Origin of the sequence: Bizionia argentinensis JUB59, from assembly GCF_000224335.1 — a bacterium.
Classification (GTDB): Bacteria; Bacteroidota; Bacteroidia; order Flavobacteriales; family Flavobacteriaceae; genus Algorimicrobium; species Algorimicrobium argentinense.
The window spans coordinates 139,677-155,725 of sequence record NZ_AFXZ01000009.1; the positions used below are offsets into that span (position 1 = coordinate 139,677).

At 35.9% G+C, this 16,049-nt stretch carries 24 protein-coding genes; 19 read left to right on the forward strand and 5 right to left on the reverse strand.

The window, feature by feature from the left end; all coding sequences use genetic code 11:
* Positions 1-120: 120 nt before the first annotated feature.
* Positions 121-279, forward strand: a complete 159-nt coding sequence (locus BZARG_RS15430; RefSeq protein WP_008635694.1) for a DUF1328 family protein — start codon at positions 121-123, stop codon at positions 277-279.
* 311 nt (positions 280-590) lie between these two features.
* Positions 591-914 carry a hypothetical protein gene (locus tag BZARG_RS03780; protein ID WP_008635373.1) on the forward strand — a complete coding sequence of 108 codons (324 nt, stop codon included), beginning with the start codon at positions 591-593 and terminating at the stop codon, positions 912-914.
* Between the two features lie 3 nt (positions 915-917).
* Here the strand turns inward: BZARG_RS03780 and BZARG_RS03785 are convergent, their stop codons facing one another.
* Positions 918-1,331 (reverse strand): arsenate reductase family protein, encoded by a 414-nt coding sequence (locus BZARG_RS03785; protein ID WP_008635530.1) that lies wholly within the window; start codon positions 1,329-1,331, stop codon positions 918-920.
* Positions 1,332-1,571: 240 nt separating this feature from the next.
* Between BZARG_RS03785 and trxB the strand changes: the two genes are divergently transcribed.
* Complete coding sequence (gene trxB / locus BZARG_RS03790) at positions 1,572-2,558, forward strand: thioredoxin-disulfide reductase (protein ID WP_008635382.1); 987 nt, start codon at positions 1,572-1,574, stop codon at positions 2,556-2,558.
* Positions 2,559-2,749: 191 nt separating this feature from the next.
* On the opposite strand, the gene BZARG_RS03795 is transcribed toward trxB, so the two are convergent.
* From BZARG_RS03795 to BZARG_RS03810, 4 genes are all read right to left on the reverse strand, one after another.
* Positions 2,750-4,576, reverse strand: a complete 1,827-nt coding sequence (locus BZARG_RS03795) for a PspC domain-containing protein (RefSeq protein WP_008635604.1) — start codon at positions 4,574-4,576, stop codon at positions 2,750-2,752.
* Positions 4,576-4,914, reverse strand: coding sequence for a PadR family transcriptional regulator (locus tag BZARG_RS03800; protein WP_008635367.1), 339 nt, complete (start codon positions 4,912-4,914; stop codon positions 4,576-4,578). Before BZARG_RS03800 ends, BZARG_RS03795 begins: the two co-directional genes overlap by 1 nt.
* A 145-nt stretch (positions 4,915-5,059) precedes the next feature.
* Positions 5,060-5,506 (reverse strand): DUF4870 domain-containing protein, encoded by a 447-nt coding sequence (locus tag BZARG_RS03805; RefSeq protein ID WP_008635566.1) that lies wholly within the window; start codon positions 5,504-5,506, stop codon positions 5,060-5,062.
* 631 nt (positions 5,507-6,137) lie between these two features.
* The gene (locus BZARG_RS03810) at positions 6,138-6,947 is read right to left on the reverse strand and encodes a S24 family peptidase (RefSeq protein ID WP_008635328.1); all 810 of its coding nucleotides are present in this window, start codon (positions 6,945-6,947) and stop codon (positions 6,138-6,140) included.
* 270 nt (positions 6,948-7,217) lie between these two features.
* Between BZARG_RS03810 and BZARG_RS03820 the strand changes: the two genes are divergently transcribed.
* From BZARG_RS03820 to BZARG_RS15175, 16 genes are all read left to right on the forward strand, one after another.
* Positions 7,218-9,332 carry a hypothetical protein gene (locus BZARG_RS03820; RefSeq protein WP_050807282.1) on the forward strand — a complete coding sequence of 705 codons (2,115 nt, stop codon included), beginning with the start codon at positions 7,218-7,220 and terminating at the stop codon, positions 9,330-9,332.
* 8 nt (positions 9,333-9,340) lie between these two features.
* The gene (locus tag BZARG_RS03825; RefSeq protein ID WP_008635596.1) at positions 9,341-9,544 is read left to right on the forward strand and encodes a hypothetical protein; all 204 of its coding nucleotides are present in this window, start codon (positions 9,341-9,343) and stop codon (positions 9,542-9,544) included.
* Positions 9,544-10,503, forward strand: coding sequence for an AAA family ATPase (locus BZARG_RS03830; RefSeq protein ID WP_008635332.1), 960 nt, complete (start codon positions 9,544-9,546; stop codon positions 10,501-10,503). Before BZARG_RS03825 ends, BZARG_RS03830 begins: the two co-directional genes overlap by 1 nt.
* Positions 10,504-11,169, forward strand: a complete 666-nt coding sequence (locus tag BZARG_RS03835; RefSeq protein ID WP_008635647.1) for an ATP-binding protein — start codon at positions 10,504-10,506, stop codon at positions 11,167-11,169.
* Between the two features lie 25 nt (positions 11,170-11,194).
* Positions 11,195-11,509, forward strand: coding sequence for a hypothetical protein (locus BZARG_RS03840; protein WP_008635719.1), 315 nt, complete (start codon positions 11,195-11,197; stop codon positions 11,507-11,509).
* On the forward strand, positions 11,499-11,627 hold the full coding sequence (locus BZARG_RS16120) for a hypothetical protein (RefSeq protein ID WP_008635564.1): 129 nt from the start codon (positions 11,499-11,501) through the stop codon (positions 11,625-11,627). The genes BZARG_RS03840 and BZARG_RS16120 overlap by 11 nt, the downstream gene beginning before the upstream one ends.
* Before the next feature lie 14 nt (positions 11,628-11,641).
* Complete coding sequence (locus BZARG_RS03845; protein WP_008635636.1) at positions 11,642-11,830, forward strand: hypothetical protein; 189 nt, start codon at positions 11,642-11,644, stop codon at positions 11,828-11,830.
* A gap of 1 nt (position 11,831) precedes the next feature.
* Positions 11,832-12,488 carry a DUF3164 family protein gene (locus BZARG_RS03850; protein ID WP_008635470.1) on the forward strand — a complete coding sequence of 219 codons (657 nt, stop codon included), beginning with the start codon at positions 11,832-11,834 and terminating at the stop codon, positions 12,486-12,488.
* A 2-nt stretch (positions 12,489-12,490) separates the two neighbouring features.
* The gene (locus tag BZARG_RS03855) at positions 12,491-12,811 is read left to right on the forward strand and encodes a hypothetical protein (RefSeq protein ID WP_008635583.1); all 321 of its coding nucleotides are present in this window, start codon (positions 12,491-12,493) and stop codon (positions 12,809-12,811) included.
* Between the two features lie 85 nt (positions 12,812-12,896).
* On the forward strand, positions 12,897-13,184 hold the full coding sequence (locus BZARG_RS03860) for a hypothetical protein (protein WP_040287980.1): 288 nt from the start codon (positions 12,897-12,899) through the stop codon (positions 13,182-13,184).
* Complete coding sequence (locus tag BZARG_RS15745) at positions 13,184-13,333, forward strand: hypothetical protein (protein WP_008635645.1); 150 nt, start codon at positions 13,184-13,186, stop codon at positions 13,331-13,333. The genes BZARG_RS03860 and BZARG_RS15745 overlap by 1 nt, the downstream gene beginning before the upstream one ends.
* A complete protein-coding gene (locus BZARG_RS03865) occupies positions 13,326-13,865 on the forward strand; it encodes a hypothetical protein (protein ID WP_008635410.1) in 540 nt (179 codons plus the stop codon). Before BZARG_RS15745 ends, BZARG_RS03865 begins: the two co-directional genes overlap by 8 nt.
* On the forward strand, positions 13,804-14,373 hold the full coding sequence (locus tag BZARG_RS03870) for a hypothetical protein (protein ID WP_123766865.1): 570 nt from the start codon (positions 13,804-13,806) through the stop codon (positions 14,371-14,373). The genes BZARG_RS03865 and BZARG_RS03870 overlap by 62 nt, the downstream gene beginning before the upstream one ends.
* An 819-nt stretch (positions 14,374-15,192) precedes the next feature.
* Positions 15,193-15,384 carry a hypothetical protein gene (locus tag BZARG_RS03875; RefSeq protein WP_008635727.1) on the forward strand — a complete coding sequence of 64 codons (192 nt, stop codon included), beginning with the start codon at positions 15,193-15,195 and terminating at the stop codon, positions 15,382-15,384.
* A 4-nt stretch (positions 15,385-15,388) separates the two neighbouring features.
* Positions 15,389-15,535: a hypothetical protein gene (locus BZARG_RS15850; protein ID WP_008635476.1), complete on the forward strand. Its 147-nt coding sequence runs from the start codon at positions 15,389-15,391 to the stop codon at positions 15,533-15,535.
* Between the two features lie 24 nt (positions 15,536-15,559).
* On the forward strand, positions 15,560-15,904 hold the full coding sequence (locus BZARG_RS15175) for a DUF7220 family protein (protein ID WP_008635611.1): 345 nt from the start codon (positions 15,560-15,562) through the stop codon (positions 15,902-15,904).
* Positions 15,905-16,049: the final 145 nt, after the last annotated feature.

Sequence of the window (16,049 nt, forward strand, 5' to 3'; positions counted from 1 at the left end):
CTCATTTGAGTTAAAGGATATTCTGATAGAGCAAATTCAAACTGAATGATATGGATATCTTTACAGTGTAGAAATTTGATAGTCATATTTCTAATTTATTAACCTAAAACCATTTAAACTATGTTACGTTGGACAATTATATTTATCGTATTAGCGATTATTGCAGGAATTTTTGGATTTGGCGGAATTGCGGCAGGTGCTGCAGGGATTGCTAAAGTTTTATTCTTTATATTTATAGTGCTTTTTATTATTTCACTTATTCGTGGAAGAAAAGTATAATTACAATAAAAAACCATTTAATAATTAAAACCATTTATTATGAAAAAATTTCTTTATGTATTTTTGGTGGCATTCAGTATGTCATTAGTATTACCAAGTTGTAGAGATCAAAAAAATGACAGCATCGAGGATGTTGCTGACGATGTAGGAGATGCAGTAAAAGATGTTGCTGACGATATAGAGGATGCTGTAGATTAAATAGCTATCTTAGAGATTATTAAACTTCCAGAAGTCGTATTTTGGGTAGTAATTAAAGCAGGTATTTACTTTAATGTAGAAGCCTGCTTTATTTTTAATTTAAATTTTTTATTATGGAAAATCAAAGAAACGAATTAGATTGTATTGAGAAATATCAGGCACGTGGTTATATCTGTAATTTCAAATGTGAAGATAACAAGCTTTTGGAATTAAAAAGCAACAAATTATATAGCCCAAATGAAATTATAATTAAAAGAACCCAGCGTTTTGAAGGCTTAAGCAACCCTTCAGACATGTCAATTTTATACGTTATAGAAACGAAAGATGGCATAAAAGGTTTGGTTACCGCTAACTACGGTATAGAAAGTGATACGGATTTAGACGAATTCTTTAAGAAAATTCCATCAGGAAATGATGAATCTAACGACGCTATTTAAACTTTATTTTTTAGAACGTGTATCGTTACACTCATTTTCTTTATCAAAATATTTGGATATTTCTGAAGGTGTTTCAATAAAATGAAAGTTTTTGCCATCTACTAAAATAGGGCAGCGCAAACTGTTTGGATGATTTTGAAGTACTTTAATCCAATCTTCCTCAGATAATGACGCATTTTCCGTTTTATAATTATTTTGAAAATCTGGATGTTCTTGGTTTACTAATCCGGATAAAGACGTCTTTAAACGAGATGCAATTTCTAACCACTGCATACCGGTAACTTTAGTTTTAGAAGTATCAATAGCTAAAACATCACGGTTAGAAGTACTAACGTAAGCATAAGCTTGTTTTCCTATTGTGTTTTCTGAATTATAATAAAGAATAACTTTCTCGTTGTCTGTAGCAATGGTTCCCATAAAAATATTTCTGTTAGGTACAAACTTACATATAAATTGGGATTAAAGATAACGGAAAAAAAATAATTTTTAACATGAAAACGGGAATGTAAACGCGCAATAAAAATGAAAATCGTATTTTATAGTTGATTTTTAAATGGTATTGGTAAAATCAATAGGTTCATTGCAACTTTTGGTGAGAATATTGAGTGGTTTGATACAAAACTTCTACTTTTGCAGTAATAAATTTACAATTATATTATGTCTGAAACTATCGAGAAAATTAAATGCTTAATAATAGGTTCTGGTCCTGCTGGATACACAGCGGCAATTTATGCAGCCAGAGCAAATATGAAACCTGTTTTATATCAAGGAGCTCAACCTGGCGGACAATTAACAACAACAAACGAAGTTGAAAATTTCCCAGGCTATCCACAAGGCATTACTGGTCCAGCTATGATGATGGAGTTACAAGCGCAGGCTGAACGTTTTGAAACAGATGTACGTGATGGTTGGGTAACTAAAGTAGATTTTTCCAAATCTGGAGGAACTCATAAGGTTTGGGTAAATGATATGAAGGAAATTCACTGTGATACGATAATCATCTCTACAGGTGCTTCAGCTATTTATCTAGGATTAGAATCTGAACAGAAATACTTGAAACTAGGTGGCGGTGTTTCGGCGTGTGCTGTTTGTGATGGGTTTTTCTACAGAAATCATGAAGTAGTAATCGTTGGAGCAGGCGATAGCGCTTGTGAAGAAGCACATTACTTATCAAAACTTTGTAAAAAAGTAACCATGTTAGTAAGACGTGATGAGTTTAGAGCATCTAAAATTATGGCTGCTCGTGTTCAGAAAACGGAAAATATAGAAATTCTTTACAACACGGAAACTGATGAGGTTTTAGGAGATGGTCAGGTAGTAACAGGTGTTCGCGTTGTTAACAACAAAACGAATGAGAAACATGAAATTCCTGTAACAGGATTTTTTGTAGCTATTGGACATAAACCGAATACGGATATTTTCAAAGGCTTTTTAGATTTAGATGAAACTGGTTATATTATTAACGAGGCTGGAACATCTAAAACAAATTTAGAAGGTGTTTTTGTATCAGGTGACGCTGCCGATAGTGTTTACAGACAAGCTGTTACAGCAGCTGGAACTGGCTGTATGGCTGCCTTGGATGCTGAACGTTATTTAGCAGCTAAAGATTCTGAATTTGAAGTGAGCACATCTACTTATAACTAGAAGAATAAAATTTATTTTATATAAAAAAACCGAAGTCATGCTTCGGTTTTTTTGTTGATTATATATTTCTACTAGAATAGAAAAATATAGGTTGTAATGATAAGTGTTATAATAATTTTAGATAATGTGGTCATGATTTTTTGATTGTTAGATTTTTGATTGCCTGTTGGTAGGCAGAATTGATGATTATTTTACTTTTTATTCGTAATAATTTCTATACCATTTTTGTCAATATTAACTTTTACCTCTTCACTGTTTGCTTTAATGCCATTCTCATTTAATTCCAAACTAGAATCGTTCGATTTTATTTGAATGCCTTGACTGTCTAATTTTACTTGGGCGTCATTATTGTTTATATCAACATTCACTTTAAAATCATCTTCTGGGCAATCGGCACAAATAACGCCATCATTTATTATTTTCAAAAAATGTTCTTCCATACCATAATCTAAAATATCATTGTAACGGCTCGTATTTCTATGAAAACTAGTTGTATTATCATTAGCATAAAGCGTGCTGCCTTCTGGTAAATACAGTGTTATTTCTACTTCCTGATCGCTAAACTTATTTTTAATATCGGTTGTTAAAAACGGATCTAATAATAAGGTATTACCGTTAATCTGATAATCATAGTCAATAGAATTTGCACGTTTTTTTGCTAATACAAAACTACTACCATCCGCTTTCTTTTCTATAATAATATAGCCTACGGAATCTTTTGTCGATTTAACAATCAGCCGTATATCTCGCGAATAAATATATTTTTCATTAGTATCATTATAAGCTATACGACTAGAATTACTACTGCGTCTAAAATCTCTGTTATGATCCAAGCTTTCTACCATTTTCACTATTAAAGTATCATTGGCCGTAATATTCAAAGTTTCTTTCTGCGAAACGCGAGCATCGAAAGCATGCTGCGTCGCTTGTTTAATTCCTATAATAGTTAAACTAATTATAGACAGTAACCAAATACCTAAAAGCGTAAATTTTGCAATGTTTCCAATAGATTTTAAATTATTAATTAGAATTTTCAATCCTAAATAGAAGATAAAAAAGAATGGTATTCCAATAGCAAAAAATGCCAACATAGAAACTAACCAAATTGGCGTATTAGATGTATTTGCGGCATTTATGAGCTCAAAACCAGGAATGCTAATAACATCTGTTAAACCTACAGTTAAAAAACCTACTAGTAAACCAATTATTGCCGATGCACCAGTAATTATGAGGATAACGCCTATAAATTTGGCGATAATTTTAAAGAAGAATATAAAAATTTCGCCAATAGCATCAAAAAAGTTTTGTGAACTTGATTTAATACTATTTCCATGCTTTTGAAAATTGACATTTTTAGCCGCTCCTGAAACCGAATCGGAAACCGATTTTGCCGTTCCGGATAACGAATCGCCTACATTTTTTGCAACGCCGGAAACATTATCAAAACCGTCTTTAATTTTTTTTTCAATGTTACTAATGTTAACAGGTTCACCTTTCATGGTAAGTTTGTCAGCCGTAGTTTTAGCTTCCGGAATTAAAATCCATAATAGTATGTAAAGGAAGATACCCGTTCCAGCACCAAATATGAGGAGAATCCATAACAGACGAATCCAAAGTGCATCTATACCAAAATAGTGTGCAAAACCAGCAGAAACACCTCCGATATATGAATTTTCAGTATCTCTAAATAGTTTTTTACTAGCACCTTCTTTACGTTGGTGTTGACTTTTTGGTTCGTCTTCAAATATGTCGTCGTCCACCAAGTAATCTTCTGGTTGGCCCATTATGGTTATAACCTCGTCCACCTCTTTATTCCCTATAACGTGTTTATCGTGCTTAATACGTTCACTGAATAATTCGGCAATGCGTGCTTCAATGTCTGATATAATTTCAGAACGTCCTTGAGAGTCAGTAAATGAGCGCTTGATAGCCTCAAGATAGCGTTGTAGCTTTAGGTATGCGTCTTCATCAATATGGAAAAAGATACCGGCTAAATTTATGTTGACTGTTTTATTCATTATTTCGTGGTTTTTTGACTGGTTACTATATTCACTGCGTTCTGTAATTCACTCCAAGTTGTAGTTAATTCGGTTAAAAATAACTTCCCGGTTTCGGTTAAACCATAGTATTTTCTTGGAGGTCCCGAGTTGGATTCTTCCCAGCGGTAATTGAGTAGTCCTGCGTTTTTAAGTCTGGTAAGTAGTGGGTAAATCGTGCCTTCTACAACTAGTAATTTAGCGTCTTTTAAAGTAGCCAATATTTCAGCTACATAAGCATCGTTGTCTTTTAAAACTGAAAGAATGCAATACTCCAAAACACCTTTTCGCATTTGTGCCTTTGTGTTTTCTATTTTCATATGTCTCTGTGAATTTTAATAAAGGAAAACCGCTTAAAGCCTGCTTGTCCTAATCTGTTTTTTAAATTGTTCATCTTTTGATTGATTGATTGATTGATTGATTGATTGATTGATTGATTGATTGATTTTGATGAAATTCTACTGATTATTTTAAAAATTTAATAGTTAATGGATAATTATATAGTTGTCCATCCCTTGCCGCTAAAGCTGCTTTTACTATAAAAACAAGTTCTAATATAAATCCTATTACCGCTAAAAACCCCAATCCACCAGTTATATAAAGTAGAGGTGAAGGTTTGTTAATATTAATCTGAATATTATCAAACGTATTGATGTTTAGAAAATCGAAACCGCTAATCAGATTAAAAATAAAAAATGGAATCGTAATCATACCAATCACTAAAGCGTATAATAAAATGCTGATTTGAAAATTTATGGCTTGTTTACCATGTGCATCTACAAACTCCGATTTATCTTTATTCATAACCCATAATACGATTGGGCCAATAAAATTCCCAAAAGGAATAACAAACCTAGTAAAGGTAGATAAGTGAATGAATGTTGCGATATTTTTATGATGATTTCCTTCCATTTGTAAAAGTATATAATAGTTGCTTATGCAAATATATGTCTTTAGAAAGGTATTGTGCAATGCAAAGTACTAAAAATTAACATAAAATTAACAAATGGAGATTCAGTATTTTTTAATATATTTATAAAAATACACCCCCCAAAATGATTTGCCCAAAAAAGGAAAATTATTAAAACAAGCCTAAAGCCTTGTATATAAAGGGTTTTGTTTGGTTAAAGTATAGTTTAGTCAATTCTACCAAAAGCCCACAAGCAGTCATTTACCGACATTTTACCGACATTTTAAACTTCATTTAAAGACATTTTAAACCGCATTGCGACTTTATGCGCCTGAATGCAGCCGAAATCACGCCACATCATAGTTTTAAGGGTTTTTGTTGACTCGTTATGGGCCGAAAAAGCGGACTGTTTACGTCTAAACTTGGCACTTTCATTTTTTAGACAAAATAGGCATAGCGTGTACTAAAGGGTGTACCAAAGGGTGAACTATTTAACGCGTGTTTTGTTCTGTAGGAGTACCCGAAACGACAAAAAAAAACACAAAAAAGCATAAAAAAAGGGGTAAAGTTACCCCGTAATGCATTGAATTTTTAATAAATATATTGAAAATCAGCTAGTTATGCTATTCCCTTCTACTTTTTAGGCTTTTTTTGCTTTAACATAGTTACATCTGCCTCCAAATCATTGATCCGATCAAACAGCGTGGAAGGGTCTAATAAGTTGAAAAGCATGGCTAAACTAACCTTCCAGACTTCCTTTATTTCTTCAGGTTTTAAAATGTAGCTTGGAAACTCTGATCTGTTGTCACTCTTCAAAAACAAGTTGCCGTATTTCTCAAGCCTATTAATAACGCGCTTGACTACAATTCCGTCCTCTGTTATGATAATATATATCTGCCCATCCTTCAAGTCGTACCAGTTTTCACAATATTCACCTACTACTATGCAGCCGCTATGTAGTGTTGGAACCATGCTATGCCCTTTTACTTCAAACATTCTAAAGGTTCCATTGTTAAGACGAGGTAACCTATATGTGGGCAATGTGCTTATGTAATCAGGGTCACCAAAGCCTGAAATATAACCAGCTTGGGCGTGTACCGGAACTAGAACGGTATTCTCATTTCCCTGACTATCTACAGTTATTAGCTTTGGTAGGTTGGGTTCGTTAAGTGAGTATGGCGATTGCTTATTATTCTGGTAATTTTTAATGCTATCAACTATTATCGGTTCGCCTTTTCCAGTAATAATCCAATTTAAATTAGCGTCAGGTATTATAGTCAATATATTTTCTATTGCATTCGAGTTTATCGGTCTTTCTTTGGCACTTCCCTTAAAGCTACCATACGACATGCCGAGCTTATCAAAGAAATCCTCCTTTCCAAAGCCTTTAATTTCAACGAGATGCAATATTCTTTCCTTTATATAGGTAAATTTATTGTCCATAGACTTGCTTGTTAGTCAATTAATTTGCTACATTTGTATTAACAAACGCACAAGTAAATATATGGAACTTTTTAAAATACAAGCTATCAAAAATGAAATAACGCCAAAAATCGAGCTTGGAGACTATATAACTCTCGGCAAAATGCTAGGCATACCGCAGAATACAGCTCGAATGAGATTTAAACGAGACAACCCTGAAGCTGTTGAAGCCATGAAGTTCTTAATTAACAATCGCTTTGAAATGATTGAGACTTACCAATCCAATATATAATGCAAGACGAATCCCCATTTATCCATTACCAAGCCAAGCTATGCGTTAAGGTGCGCTTTCTAACTTCAGACAGAAAGCCACACGCCAATAGCCTGCAGCTTATTTCGTATCGCGCGCTTAAAAAACGCATGGACAATCCAGAGAATACCGAAAAGCAAATGCGTAACGGATCATGGGGAGGCGGTGCATTGGTTTTATACAGTTCATTAAGTAGAGATTACAAGGATGCGCTAACCACCGAGTTTGGCAATCCAAAAGAGGAAATTAAAAAGAGTTGGTTCGCTGATCACTATGTATCAGATCGCGAAGCTGCCAATTTCTACATATCACACCGTTATGGCGATAATAACGAGCACAAGCTCGATATGGCAAAAGTAGAAGAGTACATATATAACGCGTCAGTACTTAATACGGTTGTTCAAATGAAAAATAACCGCAAGGAATACGCCAGAGCATTAGGATATACAAAGCTAGACATTTGGCAGTCCTTGAGTAATGATGTGAATGCATTTCGCGAAGTCGCTCACACCTTGCCACCATCTAAAGATGGCCTACGTCGTAAAGCTACGGCTTACGCTAAAGCAATGGAGCTTTCAAAAACAGCAGGCTACAAAACATTAATATCTGGTAAGCTTCAAAACAGTAACGCCAAAAAAGTAACCGAAAAGGAACAAATGGCATTGCTAGACGAATTAATATCCAAGCACACCAACCTAGACAACGAACTAATAAGCACCATATATAATACAGTTGCCGAACGCATGGATTGGAAAACCATTACCGCCATGACAGTTTCCAACCGTAAAAATAAAAAGAAGGTGGTATCACACGCTGGACGTAATGGTAGCAAGTCGCTTAAAAATAACGTGCTAATGCAAGCTAAACGTTTCCGTCCTACTACACCAATGACGTATTGGACGCTCGATGGTTGGGATGCGGAACTACTATACCAAAGCACCGGAACAAACGACAAAGGGCATAGTGTTACATCATACCATAACCGCTTAACGGTTGTCGTAATATTGGACACCTTCAATAATTACCCTATTGGCTTCGCAATTGGAACCCATGAAACGCCTGCTTTAATTAAGCAAGCCTTACAGAATGCCATCCAACATTCAAAAGAACTGTTTGGTCAGCTTTATATGCCTTATGAAATGCAAATGGATAACTACGCATTCAAAACCTTAAAGTCAACCTATAAGGAGGTGACTAGAAACATTACGCCAGCTTCTGTTGGTAATGCCAAGGCTAAAGTAATTGAGCCGTATTTCAACCACATAAACAAAAAGTATTGCAAGCTATTAAATAACTGGTCTGGTCATAACGTGGATTCGGGGTCTAAAAATCAACCGAACGACGAGTACATGAACAAAATTAAAAAGCAGTTTCCGGACCAATTGGGATGCATTAAGCAAATCGAGTCTATCATATACGCTGAACGCTCTAAAAACGGAAAAGAGTATGCTAAAAACTGGTTGAACACCAAAGAGGTGCACAAAACAATAATGACAAACGAAAGCTACTTATTGACGTTCGGAGACAATACCGGTTACACCAACAAATTAAGAGGCGAAGGCTTAATCTTAACCATTCACGGTGAGAAGTATGCTTATGATAGTTTCGATATCAATTTCCGCCACCATGCTGATAAGGACTGGAGCATTCAATATGATGTTAACGACTTGTCTCAAGTCCTAGCCGTGTCTGCAGATGGCAAAGAACGCTTTATGCTTGAGCAAAAATACATACAACCAATGGCGTTGGCAGATCGTAGAGAAGGAGACCAGGAACAGCTAGACAAGATTAGAAACTTCAATAAGTCTGTTACTAACATGATAGTGGACGAGCGCGCCACCAACTCCAGACTACTAGAACCACTTATGGCACAACCACAATTAAACGATACGCTGGCCAAGCACTTAATATCGGATAGTCTTGGACAACACAAAAACAACAAATCTAAAGAAAGGCTAATGGCACAAAACAAAGCGGCCAAGCTTATTGAAAGCACCAATAAAAAACAGGCCAAGAACCACGAGAAATCATTCATGGACGAACAGCTGGAGTATTACTCCGATAAAGTAGATATCAACGATTACCTAAACGATTAAAAATTTTTATGAAATCAGAAATTAACAAACTCATTAAAGTACGTGACAAAATTATTCAGAAAGTCGAAAAACGAGATAAGGTAGCCTTAATAAGATCGGACGACTGGTATCAAAGCTCAAAAGGAAAACAACACGAAGCCGTTACCGGTAAGTTAGCCGATGCCACTGAAAGTATTAAAGAAGCAATTAAAGAATTAGAAAATATAGCATAATGACCGATACCCATAAAAATAACATTGCCCATAAGCTGCAGGAATATATAAATGTTCATGCTATTAGTCAATCCATAGTATCTCACCGCGCAGGTGTTAGACAGGAATATATTACCGCTATTTTAAAAGGCGTCTTTACCTACGACGCTGGAAAAGGTAACACCGGTAACATTCCAGACAAGCACTTCATGAAGCTTGCCGAACTTGTAGATTATACTACCGAAAAACGCTACTGGTTAAACCGCGCCACGCCACAACTTACACAAATGATTGCCATTTTAGAGGAAGCCCGCGAGCATGCTTACACACGTTTAGTAGTTGGTTCAACTGGTTCTGGTAAGTCTCACGCCATTACGTTGTATGCCAAAAAGCACCCTGCCGATGTGTTTCATGTTAAAGTTGGAAGTGAGGATACACTTAACGGCCTGTTGGAAAAAGTATGTGCCGCTTTAAAAGTACCACCAAGTAAACACAAGTCCGCCAAAATTCGCGACATATCCATGGCTTTAAAAATGCTTTATAACTACGGTAAAAAACCCCAGTTAATTTTTGATGAAAGCGAGTATCTAAAGGTGTCTGCCTTATGCTCTATAAAGGAGTTTTACGATTATCTGGATAAGTACTGCAGCATCGTGCTAATTGGTACCGATCAGTTAACCGGCCAAATAGACAAGCTGCGCAAAAAGGATGCTAAAGGTATTCCGCAATTATATCGCCGTATTAAATTCGGAATACGCCATTTACCAAGTATTGATAAAACATTTAAACTCTTTTTAAATGAAATTGAAGACAAGGAACTAAAACGATTCCTACGCGCCCAATGCGATAATTACGGCGAGCTGCACGATGTCCTGGTTCCATGTATGCGCGAAGCTGACAGACTGGATATTCCGCTGTCTTTAGCGCTAGTAAAAAAGATATTAAATGTAAATGAAGTCGAAATTTTTAAAGCCTACTAATTGCTAACAAAACCCAAAACCAAAAGACCTGCTAAACTAAAAAAGGTTTTAACGGTAGCAAATATTCAAAACCAAACAGTTACCAAATTACAGTGGCTCGGCAAATGGCTAGACGCTTTTGGTAAACCTCAAGACAGAGGAGTTTGGTTTGTATGGGGCGGCTCCGGAAGTGGTAAAAGTACATTTATAATGATGTTAGCAAAAGCCTTGGCGCTATTAAACTTTAAAGTGTTTTACAACTTACTGGAAGAGGAAACCGACGACACGGATTATATAGATAGAACTGAATTGTTACAAATGAACGAAGTAGAGAAAAACTTTCACACCCAAAGCTACAACTATAATGAGCTAATCGCATACTTAAACATGCGCAATCCGCCAAAGGTTGTCGTGGTGGACTCTATAACGTACTTAACAAAAGACTGGGATCAGTACATGGCACTTAAAGCGCTATGTAATAGAAAAAACATCATGCTCATAATTGTTGGGCATGCGGAAGGCAAAAACCCGCGAAGCGAATTTGAAAAGTCTATTCGTTACGACGCCAAAATGAAAGTTTTCATTGAAGGGTACCTGGCACAATGCCAAGGCAGAACCATAGGCGAAAACGGCGGCCGATTCATCGTTTACCAAAAGGGCTACGATATGCTTCGTGGCGAATCATAATATCAATAATTAACAAACCGAAACAATGAAAAATCAAGTACTACAAATTTTACAAATGGATGCCGACGCTTACCAAATGCTAGTTATGGACATCTATACACAATGGTGCGCTTCTAAAAGCAAGAACCAAACATCACTCCAAAAGCTTTTAATCTCTAAATCACTATTCAACTGGTGGTACAAATGCTTGGAGTTTCAGGAGCGCACATTTGTCTACCAAGGCAAAGCGTACATCGGGAAGCTGTCTCCAGAGCTGGCCGTGGACTTCTATAAGGAAACCATTAGCCCTATACACAACCTATTCTCTAAACCTTTAATAAAAAAAGCACATGACGCCTAAACAATTAGAAAACAAACTAGACGAGCTCAACTTTTGGTTGGACAATAACCAAAGCCACGAACACTACTCAACCAAGTATAACGAGCGAAATGAATTAGTAGAACAATTAACCCAATAATATAATTATAAAAAATGGCAACAATTAAAATTAAAATAAAAAATGGAGAATGCGATGCTACAGTAAAGGGAACTGCATTTGATATAGTCGAAGGGCTGGCAACAATGCTTATAGGTAGTCCTGAAATGTTAAGGTTTATGAAGGCAGCTATAGAAGTATCCGAAGAACATAATAAAGAATTAAACGAAGAAAACAATAATTAAAATGAACACACAAAACCAAACCGTTGACCTATCAACATTAACTGCAGACCAACTGCAGTCAGAATTAAAGCGCCGCCAATTATCCGAAAATCAAAAGGCACTAAAAGAAAAAAAGGTGTATGAATCCGATAATGAGGACTTCATTATGAACGCCGTATCCAAGGCCAAGCAATTACGCAGCGATCTGGACGAATTTAAAAAGATAACTATCAAGCAAGCCAACGAGTTATACATACGCATGTATCATATAGAAGGCAAAGAGCCAAAAGAAGTTAAAACCTTTAGCCGTATTAATAAAGAAGGCAATATGAAGGTAACAGTGGATATGCAAGAACGTTTCGCATTTACAGATGAAGCTGAAGTACATATTGATGCCATTCAGGATATTTTTAAAAACAAGTTTCAGGACAGAAACAAAGGTTTTTACCGCGTTTGGGAAAAAACAATGATGCGTAACGGAAAAGGTGAGTTTGACCCGAAGCTTTTAGCCAAGGCCAGAACCGAAGTAAGAGAGCTGGGAGACGATGAGCTTATTAACCGTTTTGATAAGCTGGACGAATGTCAAACCGTAATAGGTAGCAGTCTATACTGTCGCATTTATGCCCGCGACGAAAAAAACAAATGGCAGGACATTTCACTTAACTTTTCAAGCTTGTAAATATGGAATCTAACAACAAAACATTCTCCGAAGAAAGCAGCAAGAGCCACCGCCGCCAAAAAGCTTTAAAAGCGTTGGAAATTGCCAAAAAAATTGAAGCAGATAAAATGAAGGCAGGCGCAAAATATCAAAAAACAGATAACAAAACATACAGTTTAAAAAAAGAAGAAAACATTGCAATAGTAGTAGAGCAATATAAAGACAACGAAATTCTGGTAAACAAAAAATTAATAATTCAAGACCAGGAGGGAAACTGGATTAGCAATGTAAAGCTAACGAATTCAGAGCACAAGGCATTTAACAGCCACATTCAAGGTCAATAAACATAACAGCGCTGCGTGCCTGATTAATAGCATGCGCCCCAACTACCAATTAGCACGTAGCGTTATTTTAAATTTAAACAGCATCATGATACATCCACAAATAAAAAAATCATTCCTCTGGTCGCATTTCGACTTTACCAACCCACAGCACCGCTATGTATTAAGCTTGGCCATGCAATTTGGTTGGAGCAAAATACACCCTATTACTGGAAAGCAAGTGGCCGATCTTGGCGCGCTAGATAAGTGGCTAAAAGGTAAAAGCAAAATAGGGCAATCGCCCGTGTTAAAGCCATTAATGGAAATGACACCAACCGAAACCAGCCGCATAATTGTAGCGTTGGAAAATATGGTGGCTAAAAAACACGAAGCCTAATGGAAGCCACTATGTACTTATTAATTGCTATTGTGGTGATTTTTTTGCTACTCATTGCCGGCTTATCTGCTATGATTTTTAACGATACCGATGCCGATATGTTTTGGTACGATGCCCAACAAAATCCTAATAAAAACAAGAATGACTAACCATTACAATATTGAAGTTCTCGAAACGCAAACACACCTAAAGGTTACCTATCGCGATGATAAGTTTAGGAAGCTCGAGCACTTGCGCGGTAAGCTGGACGATGCCATGCTAAAACAATTAGGCCGCATTATTCCCCGATCAGAATCCAGCATGCAATCCTATATAAATCACTATCAATCCAAAGTATCTTACACTAAAATTGAAACAAAAAAAAGCCTCTACACCCAATTTCTGGACGAGTGGACTGCGTTCTTTGAGCAGTTTAGCGGATTACCGCCCAAGTTTACAGGAGCCGATGGTAATAGCCTTAAAAGTATAATTACATATCTAACCAAGCTATCGGCAGGCAGCGAAACCGAAGCGCTAGCCCTCTGGAAAATCATTTTAAGTAAATGGCATACCGTTAAAGAGTTTCACCAGCAAAACACCGATTTAAAATATATCAATTCAAAATTAAACATCATTCTCCATGAAATTAAGCAACAAGGTAACACCTTCACTCAAGGAACTAACGGCAGTGTCGAACTATAGCAACACGGCCGTAGTAAAACATTACGCTGGCATGAATTTACGCCTAGCCATAAACTCCAGTGCTAAATCCATGGCTTTACTTACTAAAGCTGAAGGCGGTGAGGAACTGGTTAAAAAATGCGTAACCAATATGCTTATTGGTACCAGTATGTACTTTGCTAAAGTGCTTCCAGATAGGCAAGCCAATGTAGTAGCTGAAGAATTATTGGCAAACTACAACTACCGCCAATTAAAGCTTGAAGACGTGCTGGCCATTTGCTACGAAATTAAAGAAGCAGATATTATTAACCTGACACCAGCACGAATTCTAAAACACATCAAAGACTATTTCCAACGCAGGGAACGTGCCGTAATAGACCAAAGCATAAACGCCAGCGAAACCAACAAAAACGGAAACTTTGATAATGATTATGATAAACGAATTAGGCAAAGCGCGCGCCACTTGGATAACCAAAACAAGGCTATTGTTAGAACACGAACGGAAACTAGAAAGTTTTATAAGCCTTGATTTATAAATTATGAATATATATAGAACAACGAATACCAGCGGTAAAACAAAATTATATTTAGGGAAAAATTTTGCCGAGATAGAATATAAGTACAAAATAATCTACTCAATCCACGAACTTAAATCCATTGAGCTGGTACAAAAGGATATTGAATGATTTATAATACCAAGATATGAGCCGTTTTTTATGGCTTATATCGACTCTTATAAATTGTCTTTAAACTCAAATAAAGAAAAAACATGAAAAAAATCACAATAGCCTTTCGCGGCTTATTTTGGAAACTAAAAAAAGAAGGTAACAAATATAGCTTGGGGGAAGGCCTGTAACAATATTGATTTATGGAATTATCGTTTTACCAATTTATGCTCTGCATGGCCTAATAATTAATATAACTGAAGGATTGGAATTTTTAGTAGACGTCAACTCTAAAAAAATAACGGTCAGCCGAGAATTAACAAAAAAAGAAGAAAAGCTCATAAAAATAGAGCTACTCAAAAAATAAGAGCCTCATGAACACCTAACATACAACGGCCATCAAAACGCCACAAAAAACAAACTGCAGGAAGCGGTTCAAGATTTCCTTAAAGGAATAGACCGTGTGCTTATACCAGACAACGAAGTTTTAAGCTTATTAAAGCGCGATATAATTGCGCACATAGTATGGCTTAATAATGAGCATCCACTTTGTAAACCTATAGCCGCCTCTTGGTTTAGCCACGATAAAAAAGACTGGCAATTGTCCGGTGTATATTTTAGCAACTTCCATATTTATCACGTAAACCGCGACTATTTAAAAACCCTTTAAACCCAATTTAATTATGACACACGAACAAACTTTTACAGTTTTATTAACCAAAAACCCGCCGCCAGGAACTTGGTGTTTTGACATGATTGGGCGCACCTTTCAAGTAGTAGACAGAGGCGATTGGTACTTGTTAATTAAAGACATTAACGCACCATCTAACAAAAAAAGATGTTTAGTAAAATCATTTGTATCAATTTTAAAATAAAATTATGTGTTCAGAAATGGAAATGCCAACACTTTGTAAAGAATGCAGAGGTTGGTTTGACTTAAACGATGGAAAACCATCAAAAGATGGTAGATACCAACTGTGTCAAGAATGTAGTGAAATAGATAATAGTAATAACCCTGATTATTAAAAACCATTTAAACCCGATTTAATAATGCAAACAAAAAAACAATCTTTAACAGAGTCTTTATCTAACACCGCCGTTGGTTTTGGCGTTAGTTATGCTAGTACTTTTTTAATATTCCCGTTGCTTGGCATTGCTACCAATGCTGGAACCAACCTTATAATTGTAATATACTTTACCATAATCAGTATTTTGCGTGGTTATGCTATACGTAGGTTTTTTAATAAGAAAACAACAGGCGTTAAGCGCTTAAGCTTTGCGCACTATCCAGACGGCAAATTATTTTATATACATTGCTTCCATTGCGAAATAGATACGCCAGTAAACGAAGACAAAGAAAACTTATACTGCTCCAATTGTGGATTAAAACATTGAATGATGGCATAATCGAAAATCTTCCTTAAATTAGGCATATGAAATACTCTGAAAAACCAACGCTATTTGGTAAGATTATTATTGCATCCCTTATTATTGTATTAGTAATCCAACTAATAGCGTTTGTTTTTTAATTAATTCTTAA

Bases quoted from the DNA above. Each gene is read 5' to 3' on its own strand.
- BZARG_RS15430 (WP_008635694.1), top strand. From the start codon at position 121: ATGTTACGTTGGACAATTATATTTATCGTATTAGCGATTATTGCAGGA.
- BZARG_RS03780 (WP_008635373.1), top strand. From the start codon at position 591: ATGGAAAATCAAAGAAACGAATTAGATTGTATTGAGAAATATCAGGCA.
- BZARG_RS03785 (WP_008635530.1), bottom strand. From the start codon at position 1,331: ATGGGAACCATTGCTACAGACAACGAGAAAGTTATTCTTTATTATAAT.
- trxB (WP_008635382.1), top strand. From the start codon at position 1,572: ATGTCTGAAACTATCGAGAAAATTAAATGCTTAATAATAGGTTCTGGT.
- BZARG_RS03795 (WP_008635604.1), bottom strand. From the start codon at position 4,576: ATGAATAAAACAGTCAACATAAATTTAGCCGGTATCTTTTTCCATATT.
- BZARG_RS03800 (WP_008635367.1), bottom strand. From the start codon at position 4,914: ATGAAAATAGAAAACACAAAGGCACAAATGCGAAAAGGTGTTTTGGAG.
- BZARG_RS03805 (WP_008635566.1), bottom strand. From the start codon at position 5,506: ATGGAAGGAAATCATCATAAAAATATCGCAACATTCATTCACTTATCT.
- BZARG_RS03810 (WP_008635328.1), bottom strand. From the start codon at position 6,947: ATGGACAATAAATTTACCTATATAAAGGAAAGAATATTGCATCTCGTT.
- BZARG_RS03820 (WP_050807282.1), top strand. From the start codon at position 7,218: ATGCAAGACGAATCCCCATTTATCCATTACCAAGCCAAGCTATGCGTT.
- BZARG_RS03825 (WP_008635596.1), top strand. From the start codon at position 9,341: ATGAAATCAGAAATTAACAAACTCATTAAAGTACGTGACAAAATTATT.
- BZARG_RS03830 (WP_008635332.1), top strand. From the start codon at position 9,544: ATGACCGATACCCATAAAAATAACATTGCCCATAAGCTGCAGGAATAT.
- BZARG_RS03840 (WP_008635719.1), top strand. From the start codon at position 11,195: ATGAAAAATCAAGTACTACAAATTTTACAAATGGATGCCGACGCTTAC.
- BZARG_RS16120 (WP_008635564.1), top strand. From the start codon at position 11,499: ATGACGCCTAAACAATTAGAAAACAAACTAGACGAGCTCAACTTTTGG.
- BZARG_RS03845 (WP_008635636.1), top strand. From the start codon at position 11,642: ATGGCAACAATTAAAATTAAAATAAAAAATGGAGAATGCGATGCTACA.
- BZARG_RS03850 (WP_008635470.1), top strand. From the start codon at position 11,832: ATGAACACACAAAACCAAACCGTTGACCTATCAACATTAACTGCAGAC.
- BZARG_RS03855 (WP_008635583.1), top strand. From the start codon at position 12,491: ATGGAATCTAACAACAAAACATTCTCCGAAGAAAGCAGCAAGAGCCAC.
- BZARG_RS03860 (WP_040287980.1), top strand. From the start codon at position 12,897: ATGATACATCCACAAATAAAAAAATCATTCCTCTGGTCGCATTTCGAC.
- BZARG_RS15745 (WP_008635645.1), top strand. From the start codon at position 13,184: ATGGAAGCCACTATGTACTTATTAATTGCTATTGTGGTGATTTTTTTG.
- BZARG_RS03865 (WP_008635410.1), top strand. From the start codon at position 13,326: ATGACTAACCATTACAATATTGAAGTTCTCGAAACGCAAACACACCTA.
- BZARG_RS03870 (WP_123766865.1), top strand. From the start codon at position 13,804: ATGAAATTAAGCAACAAGGTAACACCTTCACTCAAGGAACTAACGGCA.
- BZARG_RS03875 (WP_008635727.1), top strand. From the start codon at position 15,193: ATGACACACGAACAAACTTTTACAGTTTTATTAACCAAAAACCCGCCG.
- BZARG_RS15850 (WP_008635476.1), top strand. From the start codon at position 15,389: ATGTGTTCAGAAATGGAAATGCCAACACTTTGTAAAGAATGCAGAGGT.
- BZARG_RS15175 (WP_008635611.1), top strand. From the start codon at position 15,560: ATGCAAACAAAAAAACAATCTTTAACAGAGTCTTTATCTAACACCGCC.